Source organism: Gelidibacter maritimus, from assembly GCF_014062315.1.
In the GTDB taxonomy this organism is placed as follows: Bacteria; Bacteroidota; Bacteroidia; order Flavobacteriales; family Flavobacteriaceae; genus Gelidibacter; species Gelidibacter maritimus.
Genome location: NZ_JACGLT010000002.1, coordinates 391,302 through 417,140, shown reverse-complemented (window position 1 = coordinate 417,140; position 25,839 = coordinate 391,302). Strand labels below are relative to the sequence as shown.

Annotated in this window: 24 protein-coding genes; 13 read left to right on the top strand and 11 right to left on the bottom strand. The window is 37.8% G+C overall.

The annotated features are described in order from the left end of the window. Positions 1 to 106 precede the first annotated feature (106 nt). The 8 genes from H3Z82_RS04050 to H3Z82_RS04015 all read left to right on the top strand — a co-directional run bounded on the left by H3Z82_RS04050 (position 107) and on the right by H3Z82_RS04015 (position 8,562). Positions 107 to 1,069 (top strand): tRNA dihydrouridine synthase, encoded by a 963-nt coding sequence (locus H3Z82_RS04050; protein ID WP_182202745.1) that lies wholly within the window; start codon positions 107 to 109, stop codon positions 1,067 to 1,069. 147 nt (positions 1,070 to 1,216) lie between these two features. After that, complete coding sequence (locus tag H3Z82_RS04045) at positions 1,217 to 1,708, top strand: hypothetical protein (RefSeq protein ID WP_182202742.1); 492 nt, start codon at positions 1,217 to 1,219, stop codon at positions 1,706 to 1,708. A gap of 113 nt (positions 1,709 to 1,821) precedes the next feature. Further along, positions 1,822 to 3,285 (top strand): oligosaccharide flippase family protein, encoded by a 1,464-nt coding sequence (locus tag H3Z82_RS04040; RefSeq protein ID WP_182202740.1) that lies wholly within the window; start codon positions 1,822 to 1,824, stop codon positions 3,283 to 3,285. A gap of 111 nt (positions 3,286 to 3,396) precedes the next feature. Beyond that, complete coding sequence (gene dut, locus H3Z82_RS04035; RefSeq protein WP_182202737.1) at positions 3,397 to 3,831, top strand: dUTP diphosphatase; 435 nt, start codon at positions 3,397 to 3,399, stop codon at positions 3,829 to 3,831. 215 nt (positions 3,832 to 4,046) lie between these two features. Then, a complete protein-coding gene (locus H3Z82_RS04030; protein WP_182202734.1) occupies positions 4,047 to 5,066 on the top strand; it encodes a sugar nucleotidyltransferase in 1,020 nt (339 codons plus the stop codon). A gap of 141 nt (positions 5,067 to 5,207) precedes the next feature. After that, positions 5,208 to 6,566, top strand: a complete 1,359-nt coding sequence (locus tag H3Z82_RS04025) for a tetratricopeptide repeat protein (protein ID WP_182202732.1) — start codon at positions 5,208 to 5,210, stop codon at positions 6,564 to 6,566. Then, positions 6,566 to 7,339: a DUF4292 domain-containing protein gene (locus tag H3Z82_RS04020; RefSeq protein WP_182202730.1), complete on the top strand. Its 774-nt coding sequence runs from the start codon at positions 6,566 to 6,568 to the stop codon at positions 7,337 to 7,339. Before H3Z82_RS04025 ends, H3Z82_RS04020 begins: the two co-directional genes overlap by 1 nt. 59 nt (positions 7,340 to 7,398) lie before the next feature. Continuing rightward, positions 7,399 to 8,562, top strand: coding sequence for a murein hydrolase activator EnvC family protein (locus H3Z82_RS04015; protein ID WP_235982352.1), 1,164 nt, complete (start codon positions 7,399 to 7,401; stop codon positions 8,560 to 8,562). Between the two features lie 111 nt (positions 8,563 to 8,673). On the opposite strand, the gene H3Z82_RS04010 is transcribed toward H3Z82_RS04015, so the two are convergent. Further along, complete coding sequence (locus H3Z82_RS04010; RefSeq protein ID WP_182202726.1) at positions 8,674 to 9,183, bottom strand: acyl-CoA thioesterase; 510 nt, start codon at positions 9,181 to 9,183, stop codon at positions 8,674 to 8,676. Between the two features lie 294 nt (positions 9,184 to 9,477). After that, positions 9,478 to 10,425, bottom strand: coding sequence for an HU domain-containing protein (locus tag H3Z82_RS04005; protein ID WP_182202723.1), 948 nt, complete (start codon positions 10,423 to 10,425; stop codon positions 9,478 to 9,480). Positions 10,426 to 10,528: 103 nt separating this feature from the next. Here H3Z82_RS04005 and dprA point away from each other — a divergent pair, with 103 nt between their 5' ends. Further along, positions 10,529 to 11,629 carry a DNA-processing protein DprA gene (gene dprA, locus H3Z82_RS04000; RefSeq protein ID WP_182202721.1) on the top strand — a complete coding sequence of 367 codons (1,101 nt, stop codon included), beginning with the start codon at positions 10,529 to 10,531 and terminating at the stop codon, positions 11,627 to 11,629. 161 nt (positions 11,630 to 11,790) lie between these two features. Here the strand turns inward: dprA and trpS are convergent, their stop codons facing one another. Next, positions 11,791 to 12,759, bottom strand: a complete 969-nt coding sequence (gene trpS / locus H3Z82_RS03995; protein ID WP_182202718.1) for a tryptophan--tRNA ligase — start codon at positions 12,757 to 12,759, stop codon at positions 11,791 to 11,793. 346 nt (positions 12,760 to 13,105) lie between these two features. Between trpS and H3Z82_RS03990 the strand changes: the two genes are divergently transcribed. After that, a complete protein-coding gene (locus H3Z82_RS03990) occupies positions 13,106 to 13,849 on the top strand; it encodes a lysophospholipid acyltransferase family protein (protein WP_182202715.1) in 744 nt (247 codons plus the stop codon). Between the two features lie 77 nt (positions 13,850 to 13,926). On the opposite strand, the gene H3Z82_RS03985 is transcribed toward H3Z82_RS03990, so the two are convergent. The 4 genes from H3Z82_RS03985 to recA all read right to left on the bottom strand — a co-directional run bounded on the left by H3Z82_RS03985 (position 13,927) and on the right by recA (position 17,592). Further along, positions 13,927 to 15,453, bottom strand: coding sequence for a hypothetical protein (locus H3Z82_RS03985; protein WP_182202713.1), 1,527 nt, complete (start codon positions 15,451 to 15,453; stop codon positions 13,927 to 13,929). After that, on the bottom strand, positions 15,454 to 15,996 hold the full coding sequence (locus H3Z82_RS03980; protein WP_182202711.1) for an RNA polymerase sigma factor: 543 nt from the start codon (positions 15,994 to 15,996) through the stop codon (positions 15,454 to 15,456). A gap of 22 nt (positions 15,997 to 16,018) precedes the next feature. Next, positions 16,019 to 16,435, bottom strand: a complete 417-nt coding sequence (locus H3Z82_RS03975; RefSeq protein ID WP_182202708.1) for a hypothetical protein — start codon at positions 16,433 to 16,435, stop codon at positions 16,019 to 16,021. A gap of 140 nt (positions 16,436 to 16,575) precedes the next feature. Beyond that, positions 16,576 to 17,592: a recombinase RecA gene (gene recA, locus H3Z82_RS03970; protein WP_182202706.1), complete on the bottom strand. Its 1,017-nt coding sequence runs from the start codon at positions 17,590 to 17,592 to the stop codon at positions 16,576 to 16,578. A 686-nt stretch (positions 17,593 to 18,278) separates the two neighbouring features. On the opposite strand from recA, the gene H3Z82_RS03965 reads away from it, so the two are divergent. Beyond that, positions 18,279 to 18,506: a FeoA family protein gene (locus H3Z82_RS03965; RefSeq protein WP_182202704.1), complete on the top strand. Its 228-nt coding sequence runs from the start codon at positions 18,279 to 18,281 to the stop codon at positions 18,504 to 18,506. Then, complete coding sequence (gene feoB / locus H3Z82_RS03960; protein ID WP_182202701.1) at positions 18,506 to 20,605, top strand: ferrous iron transport protein B; 2,100 nt, start codon at positions 18,506 to 18,508, stop codon at positions 20,603 to 20,605. Before H3Z82_RS03965 ends, feoB begins: the two co-directional genes overlap by 1 nt. A 329-nt stretch (positions 20,606 to 20,934) precedes the next feature. Here the strand turns inward: feoB and H3Z82_RS03955 are convergent, their stop codons facing one another. The 4 genes from H3Z82_RS03955 to H3Z82_RS03940 form a co-directional block, all read right to left on the bottom strand. Further along, on the bottom strand, positions 20,935 to 21,246 hold the full coding sequence (locus H3Z82_RS03955) for an addiction module antidote protein (protein ID WP_182202699.1): 312 nt from the start codon (positions 21,244 to 21,246) through the stop codon (positions 20,935 to 20,937). A 3-nt stretch (positions 21,247 to 21,249) separates the two neighbouring features. Continuing rightward, positions 21,250 to 21,549 (bottom strand): type II toxin-antitoxin system RelE/ParE family toxin, encoded by a 300-nt coding sequence (locus H3Z82_RS03950; RefSeq protein ID WP_182202697.1) that lies wholly within the window; start codon positions 21,547 to 21,549, stop codon positions 21,250 to 21,252. Positions 21,550 to 21,665: 116 nt separating this feature from the next. After that, a complete protein-coding gene (locus H3Z82_RS03945; RefSeq protein WP_182202695.1) occupies positions 21,666 to 23,690 on the bottom strand; it encodes a S9 family peptidase in 2,025 nt (674 codons plus the stop codon). Between the two features lie 102 nt (positions 23,691 to 23,792). Further along, the gene (locus H3Z82_RS03940; RefSeq protein ID WP_182202693.1) at positions 23,793 to 24,446 is read right to left on the bottom strand and encodes a metal-dependent transcriptional regulator; all 654 of its coding nucleotides are present in this window, start codon (positions 24,444 to 24,446) and stop codon (positions 23,793 to 23,795) included. 405 nt (positions 24,447 to 24,851) lie between these two features. Between H3Z82_RS03940 and H3Z82_RS03935 the strand changes: the two genes are divergently transcribed. Then, on the top strand, positions 24,852 to 25,763 hold the full coding sequence (locus tag H3Z82_RS03935) for a metal ABC transporter solute-binding protein, Zn/Mn family (protein WP_182202690.1): 912 nt from the start codon (positions 24,852 to 24,854) through the stop codon (positions 25,761 to 25,763). The last annotated feature ends 76 nt before the right edge of the window (positions 25,764 to 25,839 follow it).

Here is a 25,839-nt window from a genome sequence, read left to right as displayed (position 1 = left end):
ATTACCTAGACTATAAAACCAATTCAAAAACCTGCATGCCGAAATGAATATTCGTGGTATAATAATCACTTCCAAATGTTCTATCTTTGCCCCCCTAAACAATACGATGGCTCTTACGCTCCTTTCATCCCCTTTACAGGGTTTTACAGATTTCAGATTTCGCAATGCCTTCAATCATTACTTTGGAGGGATTGATACGTTCTATTCCCCCTACATCAGGCTGAATGGAAAATTGAAGATCAAGCAATCTTATCAAAACGATATTTTACCAGAAAACAACCTCAGCTTAGAGGTGATTCCACAAATCATTACCAACGATGCCGACGAATTTATCTATGTTGCCAAATACGTGCAAAGTTTGGGCTATAAAGAATTGAATTGGAATTTGGGCTGCCCATATCCTATGGTCGCTAAATCGGGGATGGGTTCTGGATTGATCTGCAATCCTACAAAAATTGATGAGGTTTTACAGAGAGCCCACAACGAAACTGATATTTTAGTGTCCATGAAAATGCGCATGGGCTATGAGATTGCTGAAGAAATCTTAGAGGTTTTTCCTATTTTGGATAACTATCCGCTAAAAAATATTGCCATTCATGCTAGAATAGGGAAACAACTCTACAAAGGCCCAGTAGATTTGGAAGCTTTTGAAAAATGCATTGGGAGCACCAAACACAAGTTATACTATAACGGCGATATCACCAGTGTTTCTGCATTTAAAGCTGTTAAAGAACGCTTTCCAACCCTTGATCATTTTATGATTGGCCGCGGATTGATTGCCGATCCTTTTTTACCCAGCATGATCAAAAACAACATGACGGAATATCCCAAAAACCGATGGGCTATTTTTTCAGAATTTCACGACACTATTTACCAACAATACGACGCCTATTTGTCTGGACCCACTCCTATAAAATTAAAGATGTTGGGTTTTTGGGAGTACTTTTCCCAATCCACATCAAATCCTCAGAAAACATACAAAGCCATTAAAAAGGCCACTAATCCTATAAAATATAAACAGGCAGTTGCTCAAATTTTAAATAAGGAAATGGAAGCTGCACGCCATTAAATACACAGGTGTTGTGGCGTCTGGGATATACTTTAAAACGGAATGATAATTAAATTATAGTTCAGATCCTTAAAGTTTTTCATAAAATAGCGTCAATTTTATGTTGTGGAATGTTATTTGTTATCTTTAGGTAACAAAAACAACATTATGAAAACCTTATATCTTTTCTCAACCATTATCATGATGTCTTTAAGTGCATCTAAATGTTCTGACGCAAAAAAAATGGATAAAAATCCCCCTTCAATTATTGGAGACGTTTATGTAGAATCTCAGGCTTCGGAGGATGCGTCTGGAGATTCTGGTTACAACCTTTACATTCCAGTACATACCCAAGAAAAGCAGGACATCCTTTTGGACTCGGTGTATTTTAGAGACCAAATTGTAAAATTGGATAGAAAAACGCAGGGATCAAAGATTCTGTATGTTGGCGAGTTTGATGATCTCAAAGCAGCAAATAAAGACATCATCATAAGTAGCAATCCTATGGAAGAAATGGCGAATACGCCACCACGAGTTCCTCAGAAATTACCGTTCAAACTTGAAGATACTGAATGTATTGTGAGTTACAAATTTAAAGGTGATACTCGGTATTTTAAGATAGAAAACATCAAGAGAAGGATATCTGATCACGATTCATAGTCATCAGCTTTACTCTACAGCATTTTAAGTGGTACAATTTCAAAGGACAGTTCTTGTCAGAATTGTTTAACTCTTAGGGAATCGCTACTTTTGACCTCAAATAAAAAACCACGTTGAGCGGATTTAAAAACCTTTTTAAGCAGACCTTTATTTATGGTTTAGCCACAGTTTTACCGAGGATGTTAAGTTTTCTGTTGGTGCCTTTGTACACTACTAAAGGGGTGCTTTCATCTGTTGGTGAATACGGAAAAGTTTCAATTATTTTTTCATGGTTTGTCATATTCAATGTCATTCTTGCCTACGGTATGGAAACGGCATTTTTTCGATATTTCAATAAAGAAGAAGATCAGGACAAAGTTGTCGGGACTTCAGCAATATCACTGATAATTTCTTCATTGGGCTTTTTTCTGTTGGCTTTTTTCTTTAAATCATCTATTGCGGTCATTACAGATATCAAAGAAGAATACATCTCTTTGGTTATTTGGATTTTGATGTTGGATGCTTTAGTGATCATCCCATTTGCCTGGTTACGCGCCAAAGGGAAGTCCATGCGTTTTGCTGTTTTAAGAATTGTGAGTGTGTCCATCAATTTGGGCCTCAATGTTTTCTTCCTACTTTATTTAAAAAAATGGGCAGATCAGAATGCGGTTTTAGAATCGATTTATATTCCAAACTTTGAGATCAACTATATTTTCATTTCCAATTTAGTAGCTAGCGCGGTCACTTTGGTATTGATGTTCAGTTTTTACTTTCGGATTAATTACCGATTTGATTCTGGTCTCTTTAAAAAAATGATGCGATATGCTTTTCCAGTATTAATTGCTGGGATTGCGTTTTCGGTCAATGAAACTTTTGACCGTATCCTCTTGGATTATCTATTGCCCGAAGATATTGCCGAAACCAAAATAGGCATGTATTCGGCATGTTACAAATTGGCGGTATTTATGACCCTATTTGCCACAGCTTATCGTTTGGGGATAGAGCCGTATTTTTTCAGTCACGCCAAAACTGAAAATCCACAAAAGAATTATGCAAAGATTCTGGAGTTTTTTGTTGCCTTTGGATCCGTAATGTTGCTCTCCATAGTGGTTTTCGCTGATGTTTTAAAACCTTATATTGTAAGAAGTGAAGACTATTGGGAAGCCATGTGGATTGTACCTTTAATTTTAATTGCCAATCTCTGTTTGGGTATTTACCACAATCTTTCAGTATGGTATAAAGTGACAGATAGGACCAAGTTTGGAGCCTATATATCTGTTTTTGGAGCAGTAATTACCTTGGCACTTAACTTTTGGCTGATCCCGATTATGGAATATAGAGGTTCGGCAATTGCCACTTTGGTCGCTTATGCCAGTATGATGGCAGCCTCTTATTATTACGGACAAAAATACTATCCAATCCCGTATAATTTAAAAAAAATGGGACTCTATCTCTTGGTATCGTCTGCATTTTCGGTAATTTCGTTTTATGTATATCGAGAGAACTATTTTGTAGGAATCAGCCTTCTGACTGTATTCCTGTTTTTAGTAGCAATACTTGAAAAGAATCAAATTGCACAACTCTTAAAAAGTAAATAGTTTTTTATAAACTTAGCGACATGTTAAGAACTATTTAAAAATATAAAGATACACCAGTCCGTAAGGATGAAGTAAAAGACTTAAGGATTGAAAAAATAATATAAATCAAACATGGAAATAAAAATCATCAATAAATCCAATCACGCTTTGCCCAACTATGAAACCATAGCCTCGGCAGGAATGGATCTGCGTGCTAATTTATCAGAATCCAGAGTTTTAAAACCTTTAGAAAGAAGCATCGTAGGCACGGGTTTATTTATTGAACTTCCCATTGGAGTTGAAGCGCAGATAAGACCGCGCAGCGGACTTGCCGCCAAAAAAGGAATTACCGTTTTGAATGCACCTGGCACCATTGATGCGGATTATAGAGGCGAAATAGGAGTCATCTTAGTCAATCTGTCCAATGAGGACTTTGAAATAGTTAATGGCGAACGGATTGCCCAAATGGTCATTGCCAAACACGAACGTGCGGAATGGGTGGCTGTTGAAACGCTTTCTGAAACAGATAGAGGAGAAGGTGGTTTTGGGAGTACTGGAACCAAATGAAGGAAAGAATGGCCTTCTTAATCCTGTAAGGTTTTTAAAACCTTGTAGATATAAGATCATACTTCCTAAATTTCCTTTTAATAAATAGATTAAAAATGTAGAGATTTCCTCCTTCCTGTCTACGGACAGGCAAGCGCAGGTATTAAGTTTAACCAAAATAGATACCTGCCTGCGCAGGTATAAAATCAGATACCTGTTTTTGCAGGTAGTTACGTATGAAAATAATAGTCCCAATGGCAGGACGTGGTTCACGTTTGCGCCCACACACATTAACAGTTCCGAAACCATTAATACCGGTGGCGGGTCAACCTATTGTCCATCGTTTGGTGAAAGATATTGCCAAAGTTTTAAATCAACCTATCGAAGAGATTGCCTTTGTTCTTGGTGATCCGGCCTTTTTTGGAGATGATGTGGTTGAAAGTTTAACTGAATTGGCCGCAGAATTAGGCGCCAAAGCATCTATCTACCGGCAAGATCAGCCCTTAGGCACAGGTCATGCGATTATGTGCGCCAAAGAGTCACTTTCAGGCCCCGCAGTTATTGCCTATGCCGATACTTTGATTAGAGCCGATTTTAACCTCGATCCGGAAGCTGATGCCGTTATTTGGGTGAAGCAAGTTGATGAACCGGAAGCTTATGGTGTGGTCAAATTGAATGAGAAAGAGGAAATTGTAGAGCTTGTAGAAAAACCTAAGGATTTTGTAAGCGATTTAGCTGTTATTGGGATATACTACTTTAAGGATGTGAACGTTCTTAAACAAGAGCTGCAAGTTGTTTTGGACAACAATATCATCCATGGCGGTGAATATCAAATCAATGATGGGATTAAAGGCATGATGAAGAAAGGCAAAGTCTTTAAAACTGGCGAAGTGGAAGAATGGATGGATTGTGGCAATAAAGCTGTTACCGTGGAAACAAACACCAGAATGTTGGGCTTTTTGCAAGCCGATGGTGAAGAACAGATGGTTGCAGAATCAGTAACCTTAGAAAACTCAAAGATTATTGAACCTTGTTTTATTGGACAGAATGTCATTTTAAAAAATGCAACTATCGGTCCTAACGTATCCATTGGAAATGATTGTACCGTAACGGATGCCACCATAAAAAATAGCTTGATACAGACAAACAGTGTCATAAAAAACGCTAATTTAGAGGAGGCGATGATTGGCAATCATGTGCATTATGATGGTCATTTTAAAACGATTAGTATTGGGGATTATTCTGTTTTGGCCTAATTCCTGCGCAAACAGAAAACCTTTAGGTTCAATGTAATTAATTTGGTAAATAAATCCATAAACTCAGTTACAAACTCGTAATAAATCAACAATCAGAGTCAAACATTCGTGTGCCCGATAATTATCGTGATTTAGAAAAAAATGAATAAAAAATTTCACATATTAATACTTCTTATCGGAATGCTTATCCTTCCAAAGACTACCTATGGCCAAGTTGATTTCAACCAAAAGCCTACTGATGATCTCGGGAATGTTGAAGACCAATTCCAAGAGCATTTTTTTGAAGCCCTAAAACAACAAGGGATTGAAAACTATGAGCGTGCCATTGATGCCCTTTTGAAATGTAAAAAACTGGATGATAAACCTGTGGTCTATTATCAATTAGGCAAAAATTACAACAAACTAAAAAACTTCGGAGCTGCCGAGGATGCCTTAAAAAGGGCTGTCTCTAAAGAACCTGACAATGAGTGGTATTTAGACGAGCTTTATGATGTGTACAATCAACAAGGTGATACTAAAAAAGCCATAAGAACCGTCAAACAATTGGTCAAATATCACCCTGATTACAGACAGGATTTGGCAGAACTATACATCAAAAATAAAGATTATAAAGATGCTTTAAAACTGTTGGATGAATTGGACAAGGAGTTTGGAATTAGTGCTGATAGGGACTATTTGAGAGACCAGATTTATACCCTCACTGGACGGGACGGTGATAGAATTGAAAATTTAAAGGAACGTTTGGATAGTAATCCAGAGAACGAGACCAATTATTTAGCACTTATTTATCGCTTTAGTGAGACGGGAGAAACTGAAAAAGCCTATGAAACGGCCCAGAAATTGTTGGAAGTGCATCCCCAATCGAAACTTGTACATTTGGCTTTGTATAAGTTTTATTTGGATAAGAATGAAACTGAAAAAGCTATTGCATCCATGAAAGTTGTTTTGACAGCTCCTGAAATTAATGCTGATGCCAAAACTAAGGTGCTGAACGATTTTATAAATTTTGTGTCTAAGAACCCAGAATATGAGAAGGACCTTGTTGATGTGACAGCACTAATTGATGAAAACAAGAGTTTTCAGACTTTGGTAGAACTGGCCCAATACTATCTAAAACTCGACGACAAACCAAAGGCATTGATGTATTTTGAAGATGCCTTAAAGTTGGAACCGACTAATTTTTCAGTCATAAAAGATGCATTGTTACTACAAATTGATTTAAACCAAGAAGAAAAGGCCATTGCTAAAAGTGAACAGGCTTTGGAGTTGTTCCCAGGGCAACCTATATTATATTTGATCAATGGCGTGGCTCATAACAAAATGCAACACGCTAAAAAAGCCATTAAAAGTTTAGAAACTGGATTGGATTATATTATTGATGATCCTAAAATGGAAGCCGATTTTTACACGCAACTCAGTCTAGCCTACAAACTCGACAATAATAATTCCAAATCCCAAACGTTTGCAAAAAAGGCAGCCGCTTTAACAAATCAAGATTAATGAGAATTTACAAATTAAGCGTATTACTACTTATATTAGGTTTAAGTGTAGGGTGTAGATCAACCAAAACCTTAACCTCCAATGCGGAAATTGATAAAAGCATGACTGCAAAACAAATTATCAGGGAGAATGCCAAGCAGGATGTTCGGTTTAAAACATTACAGGCTAAGGTCCGTATTGATTATACAGAGGGAAATCAAAGTAATGGAGCTACTGTTAACCTAAGGATAGAAAAAGACAAGACTATTTGGATGAGCGCGCCTTTGGGAATGGCACGTGTGATGATTACCCAAGATAGCGTCAAGTTTTATGAGAAACTCAATAACCAATATTTTGATGGCGATTTTTCTCTCTTGACTCAAATTTTGGGCACTGATATCGACTTTGATAAGGTTCAGAATATTTTCCTTGGAGAACCTATCTTTGATTTGAAATCGGACACCTATGTAACGGTTCCCAACGACGAATCATACGTATTACATCCCAAAGATCAACGCGCTTTGTTTGAATTGTTTTTCCTGATCAACCCTGGTTTTTTTAAATTGGACTCACAACAGTTATATCAACCTTTAGAGAAACGAATGCTGCAGATAGATTATAAGAAATATCAAGAGGTAAGCAAACAGATCTTTCCTGAAAACATTCGTATTATTGCAGTTGAAAAAAATGATGAAATTACCATCGATCTCGATTTTAAATCAATAAATCTAAACGGCGAAGTCCGTTTCCCATTCAACATTCCGTCAGGATTTAAAGAAATTGAACTTGAATAATGCGTAGCTATCCTAATATACTCCGTTTGATCTTACTTTTTAGTTTGTGCACGTTCGCTATGAATGCACAAAGTAAAAAGCAGAAGGAATTGGAAGCAAAGCGCCAGATTATTCTAAAGGAAATTCAACAAATCAATAATTTGATTGCGTCTCAAAAAAAAGAAGAAAGATCTATTATTACAACGGTTGAAGATTTGAACTACAAGGTGAATGTACGCAAGAACCTGATTAAGGTCACTAACGACCAAGCCAATCTACTGACACGTGAGATCAATGCCAATCAAAAGCACATAAGCAGTCTTCGCGATCAATTAAAATATTTGAAGGAAGATTATGCCGCCATGGTAGTAAAATCCTATAAAAGTAAATCCGAACAAAGTCGCGTCATGTTTTTGCTCTCCTCAGAGAATTTTAAGCAGGCTTACAAGCGACTCCAATATATACGGCAATATACAGACTACCAAAAGGAGCAAGGCGATGAGATCAAGCGAAAAACGGAAAAGCTGCAAGAATTAAATACGACCTTACTCCAGCAGAAAAAGGACAAAGACAAATTAGTAGAAGAAAACCGACTGGCCAGACAAAGACTGGAAGCCGATATCAAGGAGCACGAAAAACTCATGACCTCCGTAAGAAAAAACATGAGTACCTACGCTTCGCAAATCAAGGCTAAACAACAGGAAGCTGATAGAATTGACCGTGAAATTGAAAGACTGATTAGAGAGGCCATTGCGGCATCCAATAAAAAAGCAGGAAAATCTGAAACCACATCAAGAGGTTTTGCTTTGACCCCAGAAGCCAAAGCTTTGGAAGCCAAATTTGAATCCAATAAAGGTAAATTACCTTGGCCAGTGCGTACAGGAGTCATCAAGGTACGCTATGGTAAACAACGCTCGTCAATTGATAATACAGTTAGTATCAATAGTAGCGGAATTAGAATTGCAACCGACAAAAATGCGAAGGTAAGAGCCGTATTCAATGGTGATGTCTTAGCGGTTCAGGGAACCAAAACAGGAAATCCTTGGGTTTTGATCCAACATGGTAATTATATCACGGTCTATAAAAACCTATCAAAAGTATATGTGGTTAAAGGCGATAGGGTGACCACCAATCAAGATATTGGCGAGGTGTTTACAGATCCGTCCAGTGGGGAGTGCCTATTGTGGTTCCATATTTATAAAGACTCCAAATTTCAGGATCCGTCGTCTTGGATAGTGCGGTAATCTGACAATAATAAAGCTTTAAACGTTTTGTCGGGAAGTTACCTTTGACATTTAAAAATGTAACAGGGTTGTTGATCTTTTCTACCAAGAATTTTTTTACACTCTTTTTATTTACTGAAACAAAGCCTTAAGTTCTGTAGCTTCATTTGGCTTCATTTTTCCGGCCAATACCAAACTCAGTTGTTTACGCCTTAGCGCCGCTTCAAACCGTTCTTTTTCCAAGTCGGTTTCAGGAACAATTGTATCAATTGGGGTCGGACGCCCAGTTTCATCCACAGCAACAAAGGTGTAAATGGCCTCGTTGGCTAAAGATCTTACGCCAGATTCGCGGTCTTCAATCCACACATCAATATACACTTCCATAGAGGTTTTAAATGCTCTTGAAACCTTAGCTTCAACAGTAACAACACTACCTAACGGAATTACTCTATTGAACGCCACGTGATTTACAGAAGCCGTCACAACAATACGTCGGCTATGACGTCTTGCCGCAATACTTGCAGCGCGATCCATACGTGCCAACAATTCTCCACCAAATAAGTTGTTTAGAGGATTGGTCTCACTTGGAAGGACCAGATCAGTCATTATACACACGGAATCCTTTGGATGTTTAGGTTGCATTGATGGTGTTTTTGAAATGAAAGTGCAAAGATAGGTTGGATTTGTGATTTTTTTACCAAGAATGCACGAATAATAATGTCGTAGTTTGGACAGCTTTATCGTTGAGGTTGGTTACGATATTTGCGTTCCCTACCTATCACGAAACTTAAAATTTGGAGTCGATGATCAAAACTAAGAAAATTTCTTTCCACAGCTCCCAATCAAAAATCGTAACTCATAAATCAACAGTCGTAAATCTTAGATTGGGCTTGTTGAAAATCAACAATCGTAAATCAACAATAAAATATCGTAAATCTATTTTAGATCTCTTACCAACAACCAAGCGTCTTTATTGTAGTTCTGACGAATATCGCGTAAAGCTACTAAAGCCTCGTTGCTATTTTCGTAACTAGAATAGACTACTTCGTGCAGGCCATATTTATTGACGCCAATTTTTCTGGCTTTAAACCCAAGTTCTTGGAGTTGTTCAACCTTTTTGTCAGAGTTTTCCTCAATTCTAAAAGCACCCGCAATAATATGGTATTTGCCTTGTTGCTTCTCAACTTTTAAGGTTGCGGCAGGTAATGGATTTTCAATAACAAATGTAGCTTCTTGAACTTTAACATCCAATTGCTCATTGGCTTCTTCTTGAGCCATTTGATTATGGACTTCTACCTGATTATTATAAAAGTTTGACGCTGCAAAACCTCCAATGGTCAATGCAATAAGTGCTACCGCAGCATATTTAAGATAAGGTTTGGTCTTTGATTCTGTTCGTCTTTCTGGAGTGATGGAGATTGGAATGACATCTTCAAGCGATTCCACCTGTTGTCTATAAACTTCACGCTTGACGCTAGACGATGAAAATTCCGAAAGCCCGAATGCTTCAGTGAGGTAATTGCTACTGTGAGAAGGCTCAAAAACAATTTTACCATCGTTATTTAAAACCAAATCACCAATACTACTAAAGCTAAGCGTTTCACCTTCAGATAAGAACGCTTTTATTGATTTCACCTTTTTGCTTATTTTCTGAACGGCAACTTCATAAGGAATGCCTTCTGAATCAGCTATATAGCTCGCCAATAAACCGTCATTATGCTGTATTTGTTCATTAAATGATATGGCCTTTTTTGGTGGAAAAAAGGTATGGTTACTCTCATCAATCTTTGCCGAGATACGCTTGGTCAAAAAAGCACCAAATTCCGGAATCGTCACGCAGTCGTAACGGTAGAGTAAATCGCTTATGTAAGTTTCTATATGCATTTAAACAAAGTTATGAATTTTTGATTTTGGTGGAAATTAAACCCCTAGTATTTATTAACATTGCTTAAGTTTAGACAGTTTATACTCAAAATCAATCTTATAGATGTCAGATCAGGACTTAATTTATATTCTTGCCCTGCAAAATGTACCTAAAATAGGCGACATTACTGCTAAAAAACTGATTGCGCATTGCGGATCTGCTGAAGCAGTGTTGAAAGAAAAGAGAAATCTTCTCCTCAAAATTGACGGTATTGGGAGTAGCATGTTGCAAGATGTTAATAACAAAAACCATTTGCTTGCCGCAGAAGAAGAATTGAAATTCATTAAAGAGAATGCTATTTCCTGCTTGTATTTTATGGATAATAATTACCCTGAAAAATTAAAGCATTGTATTGACGGGCCAATCTTATTATTTCAATCTGGACATATGGATTTAAAAAGGCAGCGGCTCATCAGTGTGGTTGGTACGCGTAAGATTACCTCTTCAGGAGTGGCGTTCTGTGAACAGTTAATCGAGCAATTGGCGGTTTTTAATCCGGTCATTATTTCTGGTTTTGCTTATGGAACAGATATTACCGCTCAGAAAGCGGCCCTGAAGCATAATTTACAAACCGTAGGTTGCTTGGCGCATGGTTTGAACCAAATTTATCCAAAAGTGCATAAAAAGTATGTGGCTGAAATTGAAAAGAACGGTGGCTTCTTAACGGAGTTTTGGAGTAGCGCCAATCCCGAACGCGAAAATTTTTTAAAACGAAATCGCATCATCGCTGGTATTAGTGAAGCGACTATCGTAATTGAATCTGCTGAAAGAGGAGGGAGTCTGGTCACTGCTGATATAGCCAATTCTTATAACCGGGATGTATTTGCCGTTCCTGGGAGAACCACAGATTCCCAAAGCTCTGGCTGTAATAATTTGATAAAATATAACAAAGCACATTTACTGTCCAATCCAATGGACGTGCCTTATATTTTAAATTGGGAATTGGAGGACAAAAAACCGGCCATACAAAAACAACTGTTTGTGGAATTGAACGAGGATGAAAAAGTCATCTATAATTTTCTTCAGCCTATCGAGCCACAACTATTGGATATTATTGCTTTAGAATGTCAGATGCCTATTTTTAAAGTGGCAAGTGTGCTGTTGAACATGGAACTTAAAGGGGTCATTAGACCGCTTCCTGGGAAATTGTTCGAGGTTATTTGATAAATCCCGCGCAGGCAGGAATCTCAAGTTTCATACTCTATATAATATTGAGCTGCTCCAAATGAAGACAGAAAACCTTTTAGGTTATCGGAGAAATCTTGATGTTTAGAACATAACAGTTAAGACCTGTCAATTTTCAAAAACCTGACAAGGCTCAGCACCTAATACCCCAACTTCTTACGAACTCTCGCCAATACCTCGTCAGCCACAACTTTCGCTTTTTCGGCACCAACCGAAAGCGCTTTATCTATCTCTTCCAGATTGTTCATATAATAATGATAGCGCTCACGTGGCGATTCAAATTTTGTAAGAATCAATTCATATAGAGCCTGTTTGGCATGTCCGTAACCATAGTTGCCTTGCTCATAATTCTGCTTCATGGTTTGAGTTTCTTCATCAGAAGCCAATAGACTATAAAGCGCAAAACAATTACAGGTATTCCAATCTTTTGGATCTTCCAACGGCGTGCTATCCGTTTTAATGGTCATAATTTGCTTGCGCAATTGCTTTTCAGGTAAGAATATATTGATGAAATTGTTGTTGCTTTTGCTCATTTTACTACCATCTGTTCCTGGAACGAGCATAGCATTGTCTTGAATTTTGCCTTTTGGCATCACAAATGTTTCGCCCAATTTAGCATGAAAACGGGAAGCGACATCACGAGTCATTTCAATATGTTGCAATTGATCTTTACCTACCGGAATAATTTCGGCATCATACAATAAGATATCCGCAGCCATCAACATCGGGTAAGTAAACAACCCAGCATTAACATCTTCGAGTCGGTCAGATTTATCCTTAAAACTATGTGCGAGCATTAGCCGTTGGTACGGAAAAAAACAGCTTAAATACCAAGAGAGTTCAGTAGTTTGAGGCACGTCACTTTGACGGTAAAAAACCACCTTATCTATATCTAAACCAAAGGCCAACCAGGTTGCAGCAACACTATGGGTGTTGTGGCGTAGGGTATCAGCGTCCTTTATTTGAGTTAAGGAATGCATATCTGCAATAAATAGAAACGAATTATTTTTGGTGTCATTCGCCATGTCGATTGCCGGCATGATTGCTCCTAAAATATTTCCTAAATGTGGTGTGCCGGTACTTTGTATGCCTGTAAGTATTCTTGCCATAACATTCCCTGCGCAATCAGGGATCTTTTTTAATTGTTCAACGAGTTGCAAAGGTAATTTTTTTCAAACAATAGCTCAATTAAATTAATTAGTTTTGAGCCGCTGAAATTTTTTGAATCCGGTTCCTGCGCAGGCAGGAATCTCTTTTCACCCTGATTTTATTTTAGGGTACGGGTGAAGTTTTTTCAAACAACAGCTCAATTAAATTAATTAGTTTTGAGCCGCTGAAATTTGTGAATCCAGTTCCTGCACAGTCAGGAATCTCTTTTCATCCTGATTTTATTTTAGGGTACGGGTAAAGTTTTTTTCAAACAATAGCTCAATTAAATTAATTAGTTTTGAGCCGATGAAATTTTTGAAATACCCCTTCTGGATCCTGTATCGCATTTGGTTTTACATTTTAGTAACCCTGCCAATCCTACTATTGTTTCCAATTTTAGTACTCTCAATTTTAAAGGAATCCTGGTATCCTTATTTCTTTAAGTTGGCCCAGTTATGGGCGAAAATCATCTTAGTGGGCATGGGTTTTAGATGGATCATTAATAGAGAAGAACCCATTGACCCAGATAAAAGCTATATGTTTATTGCCAATCACACCTCAATGGCAGACATTATGTTGATGCTGATAAGTGCCAAGAATCCCTTTGTATTTGTAGGAAAGGCAGAATTGGCCAAAATTCCAATTTTCGGATTTTTTTATAGACGCACTTGCATTTTGGTGGATCGAAGTTCTGAAAAAAGTCGACGAGCTGTTTTTTTAAGGGCGCAAAAGCGATTGAAACAGGGCTTGAGTATCTGCATTTTTCCTGAAGGGGGTGTGCCTGACGATACATCCATGATATTGGATGCGTTTAAGGACGGTGCCTTCCGATTGGCCATCAATCACCAAATTCCCATTGTACCCATGACTTTTGCAGATAATAAAAAACGTTTTTCGTATGTCTTTTTTAGTGGAGGCCCGGGAAAAATGCGTGCCAAGGTCCATAAGTTTATAAGTACAGAGGGTCTCACCTCGAAAGATTCTAAAGCACTGAATGCCAAAGCACGAACAATTATCCTCACACAATTGTTGGACTATCATAAAAACTAAAAAAGCCACTCCTGGCACAGAGCAGCTTTTTCATCGTTATTGCACTTCTGCAATAACTACCTAACCAACTAAAAAATCTAAAACTTAAAACTAAAACCTGTATAAACACCAATAAAATAAGGTCTAAAATCGCCCGAAGTATTAGTGAATGTGTTAAATTGATACTTAAACATCGGTTCAAGATTTAATTTAAGGGTTTGTGATATATCATAATTCAATCCAAGTCCGAAATTGGCACTATAACTTGTACTATTGATATTATTTGCTTCGCCCAATAGCGATCTTTCGTTATTTAAAACAGAATAAACTTCATTGTCATTAAGGAAAAGCGTACTAAATCCTCCAATAACATTCAGACCAAATTTACGATTGATGAGGCTATATTCCACTTCCAAAGGGACTTCAATATATCCGAACTGCTGTTCTAAGGCCCCATTAACGTTAGCTACCATAAACTGTGGTGCCGAGGAAGAATTGATATTGGTAGTGCTCATATATGAATCCGCTGCTTTTTGGCTCCTGAAATTGATGTTTTGCAAATCGTTGTTTCCTGAGTTGCCATTAAATCCATTTATGGTGTTTAACGCCATGACCCCATCAGTACTATAGCCCAAGGCCACTTTGTTGATGCCAGCTCTAACTTTTATCTTATCGTTGATAGCGTAACTACCATTAATGCCATAACTCATATTAACTTCACCGCTTTTGCTATTGTTTACAAATTGATTGGAAATAGTAGAGCCTTTTCCTAAAGTGTTAAAATAAACAGGTGCCACATTTGGGGAAATGTTCCACCTGTTTGGTTGCTCTTCTTTTTCTTTTTCATTTGTCGAATTGGCTTTGGCAATAGCCTCTTCAATACTTTCTTGCTCTTTATTCAAAGCAATACGATCGTTATTTTCTTTATTGGTCTTTGATTCTTTCAAATGGTTCTGATCAGTGACCTTGGCCATTCGAGTTTGATCTTTCCTAGGGTCCAAGTTGACTTTATCCTTTGGCTGATCTGAATCGGTAGTTTTTTGAATACGATCAGATGACTCTCCAGTGTGGTTCGCTATGGTATTTTCATCGACATTTGATACCTTGCTTGTCTTGTTTTGAGCAGCATAACTGTTGTCTTGAGAATCCGTACGATTGATGTTGTTTGAACGGCTATTGGCTATTTGAGTAGCTGCTTTATCGGTATTGTTAATCCTCTTTTTATGCAAATCCTTCGGAGAATTTTCATCATGAATTTCAGGCTTTTCGGTATTTACTAAATCATTGGTGGTATCATTTTCAATATCTCCTGATTTGATTTCAGTATCATCCTTGACAAACTCTACAGAAGGTTCGCTTGAACTTCGTGTTTGCTCGGAACCAACGGTTTGAGTCTCAGGATTAATAAAATTTTCACCACCATTAAAAATGTCACCAACGGTCAACAAAACGACCAAAATAGCGGCAACCCCTGCGGTAAACCACCATAACGGCACCACGCGTCGTTTGCGCTTATCTTTATGCAGGCTATTGTGGATATTCTCCCATACAGCAGGATCTGGAGTGGCTTCAAAATTTTTGAATTTCTCCTGAAAAATGCGGTCTATATGTTTTTTATCATTCATTTATAAACTTTGCGAATGGTTATGCACTTTGTACTGTTCTATTTTCTCTTTTAAAATCATACGTGCCCTATAAAGGTTTGATTTTGTGGTCCCTGTTGAAATACCCAGCATATCGGCTATTTCCTGATGTGAATAATCGTCTAAAACGTAAAGATTGAAGACCAATCGGTACCTGTCGGGCAACTCTTGGATGATGCTCAATAAGTAATCAAGATCGATGTCCTCATCATCCAATTCAATGGCAACATCTTCAATTTGATCTTCGTTGACAATATCATAAACACCTACAGTCCTATACCGCTGAAGCGCCGTGTTAATCGTTATACGCTTCATCCACCCCTCCAAAGAACCTTTATGGCTAAACTGATCAATCTTGTTAAAAATGGTCACAAAAGAGTCTTGCAGATTATCTTGTGCTTCTGCATAGTTTTTTGAATACTTAAGACAAAGCGAAAACAATTTACCCGAAAAGAGCTTATATATCTGGCTTTGAGCTTTAGCATCGTTTTTTTTACAATTGATAATGAGTTGTTCTAAACCCACATTTATAGGATTAGTGTTCGATTTATGCTTCCGGTTCCACAACTGGTACTTCTACAATATAATATAAATCTGTTCCGGTGTCATCTTTACCTTGCCAAAACTTAAAAATATAAGTGCCATTATTGGTCACCTTAAAATTGAACGTGGCTTCAACTTCAGCATCTTCAGACATACCACAATTTTGATTTGGGAATACGGAATTGACAACCGCAACGGTTCGCTGATTTAAATCGCGTTCATAGTAAAAATCGTAAAAAACATAACAACCGGACGGCCTGATGTACTTAACGGTAATAGGATAAACTTCACCAATAACAAATTCTTCCGGAATTTCAACGCTTTCTATTGGAAGTATTTCGTTATAAAAATCATTGGAATCGTCAATGCTACAGGATGCCAGCGATAATAGAACTACACATAAAAAAACTAATTTTTTCATAAGAATTTTGATTTTAGGATATATTTTCTTTTTCATTAAGTAGATGCATTTTCGTCTTAAAGGTTGCGTCAGAAAATAAAAAAATCCCTCAAAAAAGGGATTTTTTTACTCAAGCTGCATAACAGCTTCAAATGATTTATTTAATCGTCGCCAGAAGTAGCAGCTTTTGCGATGGCTCTAACCTTAGCTTCCAATTCATCCATGAGTTCTGGATTATCTTTGATTAAGGTTTTTACGGCATCTCTACCTTGGCCCAGTTTGGTGTCTCCATAGCTAAACCATGAACCACTTTTCTTAACAACTTCATTATCAACGGCAATGTCCAATATCTCACCAACCTTAGAAATTCCTTCACCATACATAATATCAAACTCAGCCATTTTAAATGGTGGTGCCACTTTGTTTTTTACCACTTTTACACGTGTTTTATTACCAGACACGCCGCCATCAGTTTCTTTAATTTGTGTGGAGCGTCTGATATCCAATCTTACAGAAGCATAAAATTTTAAGGCGTTACCACCAGTGGTGGTTTCAGGATTACCAAACATGACCCCAATCTTTTCACGTAATTGGTTAATAAAGATAACGGTACAATTGGTTTTGCTTATGGATCCCGTCAGTTTTCTTAAAGCTTGCGACATTAATCGGGCATGCAGTCCCATTTTAGAATCACCCATTTCACCTTCAATCTCACTTTTTGGTGTTAATGCTGCAACAGAATCTATCACTACAATATCAATGGCGCCGGAACGGATTAAATTATCGGCAATTTCCAATGCTTGTTCTCCGTTATCAGGTTGGGAAATGATCAGGTTTTCTAAATCTACACCAAGTTTTTCAGCATAAGTTCTGTCAAAAGCGTGCTCAGCATCAATAAATGCTGCAATTCCGCCCGCTTTTTGAGCTTCAGCAATGGCGTGTAAGGTTAAGGTGGTCTTACCTGAAGATTCAGGTCCGTATATTTCAATTACCCGACCACGTGGATAGCCACCAACCCCTAAAGCAATATCCAAACCTAATGAACCTGAAGAAATAGCCTCAACATCCACCACAGCTTGGTCACTCATTTTCATAACAGTTCCTTTGCCATAGGCTTTATCCAACTTATCTAAAGTCAGTTTTAGGGCTTTTAATTTTGCGTCTTTTTCACTACTCATTTGTTGTTCTTTTTCTAGTTTTTTATTGAAGCTAAAATACGACTTTTTTTCATCTTAAGAATCTTTATGACGCAACCTTTTTATAGTTTAAGCATCTACCTTATAGGATTGGAAAATCTTGCTATGAAATGTGTCACTTTCTGTGAGTGGCAATTTTCATCTGACTTTTAATAACTTTTAAAATGTAACAGATGAAGTTTTTTAAGAAAATTATTTTTAACAGCACATTGTGCGTTTCAATTGCCATCTGTTTAATTGGTAATTGTAGAGCCGATGGAGGTTAGCACGTTCTCTATTTTACGAATGAAAATTTAAAAAATAGTATAAACGAGTTAGTCCTCGAAAAAGCACCAAACATAGAATCTTTGGTGCTTTTTTTGTTCTACGAAAACAGATGAGGTTATTAAGTATTGGTAGAGACCAACGCAAATAAATTTCAGGAATACCCGGATTTGCGCAGATGTCAAAATCAAGAATCCATACCGCACCAATCATGAATTTAGTGGGCCAATTACTTACAAACAGCAAGTCTCGGTAAAATTTGGTAATGAAGACAGCTCTTCCTAAAACTAAGCTCTAAGGTGAGCAAAACAGATTATTTTTAAAGCCAAACTTTTATCTTCAATCACCTTACAATAAAATTTTTTCGTTTACTTTTGCTTCTTTAAAATCAATCTAAATAAGCTTTGGAGGCAACGGTCGCACATCTAAAAAAAGGACAACGGGGTATTATCACTGATGTTTCATCCATTTACATCCCACTTAAACTGTTGGAAATGGGTTGTCTTCCTGGCAATTTTGTTGAGCTTGTTCAAGTGGCCTATTTTTCTGACCCGATGTACCTCAACATCAATGGCACTCATTTGGCCATCAGAAAGGAGACGGCAAGCCACATCTTAATCGATATTCTCTAATGAGTAAACAGATCAATGTTGCACTAATAGGAAATCCAAACACAGGTAAAACGTCAGTTTTTAACGCGCTTACCGGCTTGAACCAAAAGGTCGGCAACTATCCCGGTATTACCGTTGAAAAGAAAGAAGGCATCTGCAAGTTGTCCCGAGGCGTGAAAGCGCATATCATTGACTTGCCAGGAACTTATAGCTTGAATGCGTCTTCTTTGGATGAAAACGTGGTCATTGAATTACTTCTCAACAAAAACGATAAGGATTTTCCAGATGTTGCCGTAGTTGTTAGCGATGTTGAGAACCTGAAAAGAAACCTACTCCTTTTTACACAAATCAAAGACTTAGAAATCCCGAGCATTCTGGTCATCAATATGGCGGATAGAATGCGGTATAAAGGTATTTCTCTGGATATTCCCTATTTAGAAAAACAGTTGAACACTAAGATTGCCTTGGTAAGTACCAGAAAAAACTACGGCATTGACGAGTTAAAGGAATTGATTTCCAATTATAGAGAACTGTCAACTGTTCCGTGTATGAATGCTTCGGAAATTGACAAGGACTATTTTGATGGCTTGCGCAAGGCATTTCCTGACCAGTTATTATATAAGCTATGGCTGGTAATTACCCAAGACGTTAATTTTGGTAAGACGGACCGAAATGAAATCGAGGCTGTTGCTGATTTTAAAACCAAATCCAGAGCCGACCTCAAGCGCCTTCAGCAAAAGGAAACCATTAAGCGCTATCAGTTTATTAACGAAACGCTTAAAAAAGGCCAAATCATAGATTTAAGCACGGCCAAAGACCTCCGGATTAAATTGGACCTTATTTTAACCCATAAAGTCTGGGGCTATGTGATTTTCTTTTTCATCTTATTGACTATTTTTCAAGCCATTTATGATTGGTCTAGTGTACCTATGGATTTTATCGATTCCACATTTGCGTCATTGAGCGAATGGACAAAAAACGCACTGCCCGCAGGTACTTTTACTAATTTATTGGCAGAAGGCATCATTCCTGGATTGGGAGGAATTGTCATTTTCATTCCTCAGATTGCCTTTTTATTCCTGTTTATTTCAATACTTGAAGAAACGGGATATATGAGTCGCGTGGTTTTTTTAATGGATCGAGGCATGCGGCGCTTTGGATTGAGTGGAAAAAGTGTAGTCCCTCTAATTTCTGGGACGGCTTGTGCCATTCCCGCAATTATGGCGACCCGAAATATTGAAAGTTGGAAAGAACGACTCATCACCATTTTAGTGACGCCATTCACCACCTGTTCGGCAAGATTGCCAGTATATCTCATTATCATCTCTTTAGTTATTCCCGATAAACGATTCTTTGGATTAGGCTATCAAGCCATGACTTTAATGCTCTTATATCTTATCGGATTTGGTGCTGCCTTGGGATCAGCAATGATCTTAAACAAAATCCTTAAAATTAGAAGCAAGACCTTTTTTGTGGTTGAAATGCCAAATTACAAGTTGCCATTGTTAAAGAACGTTGCACTGACCGTTATTGAAAAAACCAAAGCCTTCGTTTTTGGTGCTGGAAAAATCATCTTGGCCATTTCAATCATTCTTTGGTTTTTGGCCTCTTATGGTCCAGGAGATGAGTTCAATAAGGCTGAAGAAATTGTCACCACGGAATTTGCGAATCAAAACCTTTCCGAGGATGAAATAGAGCAGCATGTGGCCTCCCAAAAACTGGAGCATTCGTTTCTTGGCATTACAGGGCATGCCATTGAACCTGCCATCAGACCTTTGGGATACGATTGGAAAATTGGTATCGCACTGGTGAGCTCGTTTGCCGCCCGCGAGGTTTTTGTAGGCACCTTGGCGACCATATATAGCGTTGGAAGTGATGACGAAGAAACCATCAAAAACAGAATGGCAGGAGAGGTGAATCCGATTTTGGGAGGTCCACTATTTAATTTTGCTTCAGGAATTTCGTTGTTACTGTTTTACGCCTTTGCCATGCAGTGCATGAGCACCTTAGCCATTGTGCAACGAGAAACCAATTCGTGGAAATGGCCAATCTTACAGCTTGTCATTATGAGCGCTTTTGCGTATATTATAGCATTGATTGCATTTCAGGTGTTGAAGTAATTAAAGGACGGGTGACAGAGGACCGATGACCGATGGATGCGACTGAATACTGAATAAAATGAACGATATCATTCAAAACATATTAGCTTTTTTAGCCCTCGGACTTGCACTAAGTTTCTTAGTTAAAAAGTTCTTTTGGAAAAAGTCAAAAAAGAAAAAAGCTTTTGGTGATGCCCATAATTGTAATAGTTGTCATTAATTTGACATCTTAATAAACAATCGGTTTTGTATATTGATTAGCGCCGTGTTTCAAGCACGAAATTTAGCAAATTAACACCAAATAGAAAATCTGCGAGGATTTTCGTAAGTAGGCGAGAACCAGTCATTAATTACGGTGTTGTGGTGTCGTAATTTTCATAAGTTGAGATTGGATTCACTTGTATTTGCCCTCCGATTGCTTTTAATACTTTCATAATTGTTGCAAATTGAGGTTTCGCTCCATCAGATAACGCTTTGTATAAACTTGGTCTGCTCAAACCAGTTTCCTCCGCAATTTTTGTCATTCCGATTGCTTTCGCAATATGTCCAATTGCATTAATCACATCCGCATTATTTCCTTCTTCTAAAACAGTATTAAGATATTCTGCAATCATTTCTTTACTGTCTAAATAATCGGCTATTTCAAATTTTGAAGTTCCCATTTTCTATTTATTTAATTTTTTCCAAATTTCTTTTGCTTTAGCAATGTCCTGTTGTTGAGTTGATTTGTCTCCGCCAACTAACAGAACGATTACTTTTCCGTTTTTTTCTTTAAAGTAAACACGATAGCCTTTGGCAAAATTTATTCGCATTTCCCGAATTCCATTTCCAACTGGTTTACAGTCGCCAAAATGTTCGTCAGTTTCCAATTTTTGAATTCTGAATATGATTTTAGCTTTTGCCTTAAAGTCTTTTAGCTTTCTTAACCATTTATCAAATTCAGATGTTTTCTCAATAAAAAACATAAATATTGTATCTACTTGGATACAAATTTAGGAAAAATAATTGAATAAATTCAGCTCGGATAGGTTTTTCAGTAGAGTGAGTTTTTATGCGCCACACCGTTGTGTAAGTCTACAAATTATTGATATTTCTCAAACCAAGCCAAAATATGTGCTACTTTGCTAATTAAATTGCTCGGACGTTGGGCAATATTATGATAGGTCTCGGGAATTTCGACTAAAACCGTCTCTACTTTTCTGAGTTTTAAAGCATGGTATAGCTGTTTTGATTCACTTGGTGGGGTTCTTAAATCGTTCATCCCGACCATAACCATCGTTGGGGTTTCTATATTACCCACCAATGAAATAGGTGAGAATTTCCAATAAGTTTCAAAATTCTCCCAAGGTTGCCCTTCATAACGCTTTTCGGCATAGCCATAATAATTGTCGGCCACCAAGGTTTTACTGATCCAATTGACCACAGGTTTTATTACTGCGGCAGCTTTAAAGCGATGGTTCTTTCCAATCATCCAAGTGGTCATGATTCCGCCGGCACTGCCACCTGTCACGTATAATTTATCATTATCTACAATACCCTTTTCCACCAGATAATCTACACCATCCATCACATCATTATAATCCTGCCCCGGATAATTATTCTTTAATAAATTCCCAAATTCCTCACCGTAGCTTGTACTGCCTCGTGGGTTTGGATAAAAAACCACATAGCCTGCAGCAGCAAACAATTGGATTTCAGCCGTAAATCGGTCGCCATAATTTAAAATCGGACCGCCGTGATTTTCCACTAACAGTGGATATTTTTTAGAGGCATCATAAAAGGGAGGCTTGACAATCCAACCTTGAATGTCCCTGCCATCAAAAGTTGATTTGTACCAAACTTCCTCTGTTTTGCCTAACTCACGGAATGCAAGCACATCGGCATTTAAATTGGTAATTAACCGCGACTCTTTTTTATTCTGGATGACCGCCAACTCCGCTGGATATTCTGGACGGGTTTGTGTGTATACCAAAGTCCCATTCTGCGATACTGAATAGGATCCAGAGGCATAAGGCCTTCCTATGGTTGTTCCGCCAACATTGTCGGCCAGTTTTGTGATTTTCCCTGAAGTTGTAATATGGCCTATTTTAGAATTGCCCTTTTCGTCATACATAAAATACAGGCCTTTGCCATTTGAACCCCAAGTAATATCAGAAACACTATTATCAAAATTTGAAGAAATGATGCGTTTATTGCTGCCGTCGCTATTCATCAAATGCAATAAGGTGTTTTGATGGTCCTGAACACGATCTTCAAACCCAAGATAAGCAACCGTTTTTCCGTCAGGCGATACCTGCGGCGAATGATCCGGTCCATCTTGAGAGGTCAATGCGGTTATTTGTTGGGTATCAACACTCACTTTATAAACTTCGCTATTCCTAAATCGGTATTCCCAGTCTTCAAACCGGTTCGAAGAAAAATAAATCTCTTTCCCATCTGGAGAAAAAGACAGATTTCCACGGTGATTGTAATTGTCCGAAGTTAATTGTCTAGCGGTGCCACCTTCGGAGGGAATTATAAATACATGGGTAAATCCTGGTTCCATGTAGCCACTGCCATCAGCTTCATGTTTGAGTCGGTCAGTAATTCGTGCCGATTCCGCCCATTTGGCACCTTTTGGTTTTTCTGGTAATTTGGCTACAACAGGTGGTTTTTCAGCAATGAACATCGTAAAAGCAATCCATTTCCCGTCAGGCGACCAGGTTAAGGAACTTGGCGATTTTTCCAATTGCGAAATTTTTGCAATTTGACCTGTTGCTGTCCAATACATATATATTTCTGAGCCTTCATCTGTAGTACTTGAAAACACTATACGATTTCCCGTCGGCGACCAACTTGCTTGTGATTCACTGACTTCCCTTGAGGTCAATTTACGATGCGAGGTGCCGTCAGTATTGAGAATCCATAGATTCCCCTTGGCATTATCCTTCATGATGTCAAACCCATTTCTTTTGTAAACAATCTGCGTACCATCAGGAGAAATCTGAGGATCAGTAGCCCACTCCAATGCGAAGACATCCATGGGCTGAAAAGGTATTTTCTGCGTTTGCGCAAGGGCAAATTGAAGACTAAAAAGGCTTACTAGGAGACTAAAGAAACGGACCATACAAATAGAATTAAATTTGAAAGCCCAAGTTACTGAATTTTAATTTTAATAAAGCGGTGTTTTATACTGGAATAGTTTCGCTAAGAAGAAACACAACGATGGCTAAACAGCGGTTAAGAATAAGTTGTTGGCGACGTTTTCTGACACGACCAATTCAATATCATTAAATTTGATTTTTACCGAATTGTCAAAAGGTTCTTTATGGACGATTTCGATGGTGGTGCCAAGACTGATTTGATTAGCATCCAAATATTTTAGAAAATCGTTGGAACTGTCATCAACACCGACACATAGGTAGGTTGAGCCTTCTTCAGCATCTGCAAGACTTGTTTTATCAATTTTTTCAAAATGACCATCTTTATCAGGAATCGGATCGCCGTGCGGATCTACTTTAGGAAACCCTAAAAACTCATCGAGCTTGTCCGTTAGTTTTTCTGACTTAATATGCTCCAATTGTTCGGCAATGTCATGCACTTCATCCCATGAAAAGTTTAATTTTTCTAATAAAAATACTTCCCAAAGCCGATGTTTTCTGACCACCTTAACCGCATAGGCACGACCTGTCTTAGAAAGGGTAACACCCTGATACGGAATATAGGAAACCATACCTTTCTCGGCCAATTTTTTGATCATGTCAGTAACCGAAGAGGCCTTGGTTTGCATCTCTTCGGCTAAGGCATTGGTAGATACATCATTTGAGGACTGATTTTCTAAATGATAAATGGCTTTGAGGTAATTTTCTTCAGCGAGTGTCATACAAAATTATATTATCTACAAATATAAATTTTTTTTAGACAAAAAGATTATTTAGTTTTATCTAAACTTTTAATTAGATTTGTGCTAACATTAATCGAATCGCCTTTGGATAATAGGATTTCTTGAGACTGCAGTCATTCTAAAACACAAAGAGATAGTTTAAACAAGCATAATACTAATGCGACAATTTGCCATCCTAAAGTCGTTAATAATTAGAATTTTTAAGTGAGTATTTATTCAGCAACAGGTTGGGTCTTATTGATGTTTTGTAAGTCCAACCTGTTGTATACTTATTTTATACCGCCAATAATTATTAGATATCCGCTTCGGTTTCCATGAGAAAACCTTAATAATCAACACAGCATCCTCATTAATTTAGTACCTTCGCAACATATATTTAGGCTCATGAAAAAAATAGTTTTCGTTTTATTAACTTTAATAAGCATGTCTGCTTGCAAAGAATCTGGACCAAATAATGGCAAGCTCAATATTGTGACTACAACAACAATAATCACAGATTTGTTGAATCATATTGGCGGTGACCAACTTAACATTCAAGGACTGATGGGAAGTGGTGTGGATCCACACTTATATAAAGCCAGTGCAGGCGATGTCACCAAATTAGCCAATGCCGATTTGATTTTTTATGGAGGTTTACATTTGGAAGGCAAGCTCGTGGATGTTTTTGAGAAAATGGAAAGCCAAAACATCACAACCATTGCGGTATCAGATGCTTTGGAAAAAAGTACGTTGATTGGTTCAGAATATTTTGCTTCTAATTATGACCCTCATATTTGGTTTGATGTCCATAATTGGGAACTCATCACTTCTTTTGTGGTGCAAAAACTTTCTGAAGCCGATCCGGAAAACGCGGAATTTTATAAGGAAAACGGTACCACCTATCTCGAGGAGTTAAAAGTCTTGGATGCGGAGATTAAAGGTATTATCAATACACTTCCGAAGGAAAAAAGGATCTTGGTTACCGCCCATGATGCCTTCAATTATTTTGGCCAAGCCTATGGTTTTGAAGTCGTTGGTTTACAAGGCTTGTCCACCGCCACCGAAGCCGGTGTTCAGGATGTTCAAAATTTGTCTAACTTTATTATTGAGAAGCAGATAAAAGCCATATTTGTGGAGAGTTCTGTGCCAAGACGTACTATTGAAGCACTTCAGGCCGCGGTAAACTCCAAAAACCACCAGGTTGAAATTGGAGGCACGTTGTACTCTGACGCGCTCGGAAATGCGGGCACTGCTGAAGGGACTTATATTGGAATGTTTAAATATAATGTGAATACGATTGTGAATGCTTTGCGTTAATTCCTTCGAAGGCAAACCGTTTGGTTCAACATAGTTGATCTTGAGAAAATCAGAACAAATATGATGGAATCTCTAT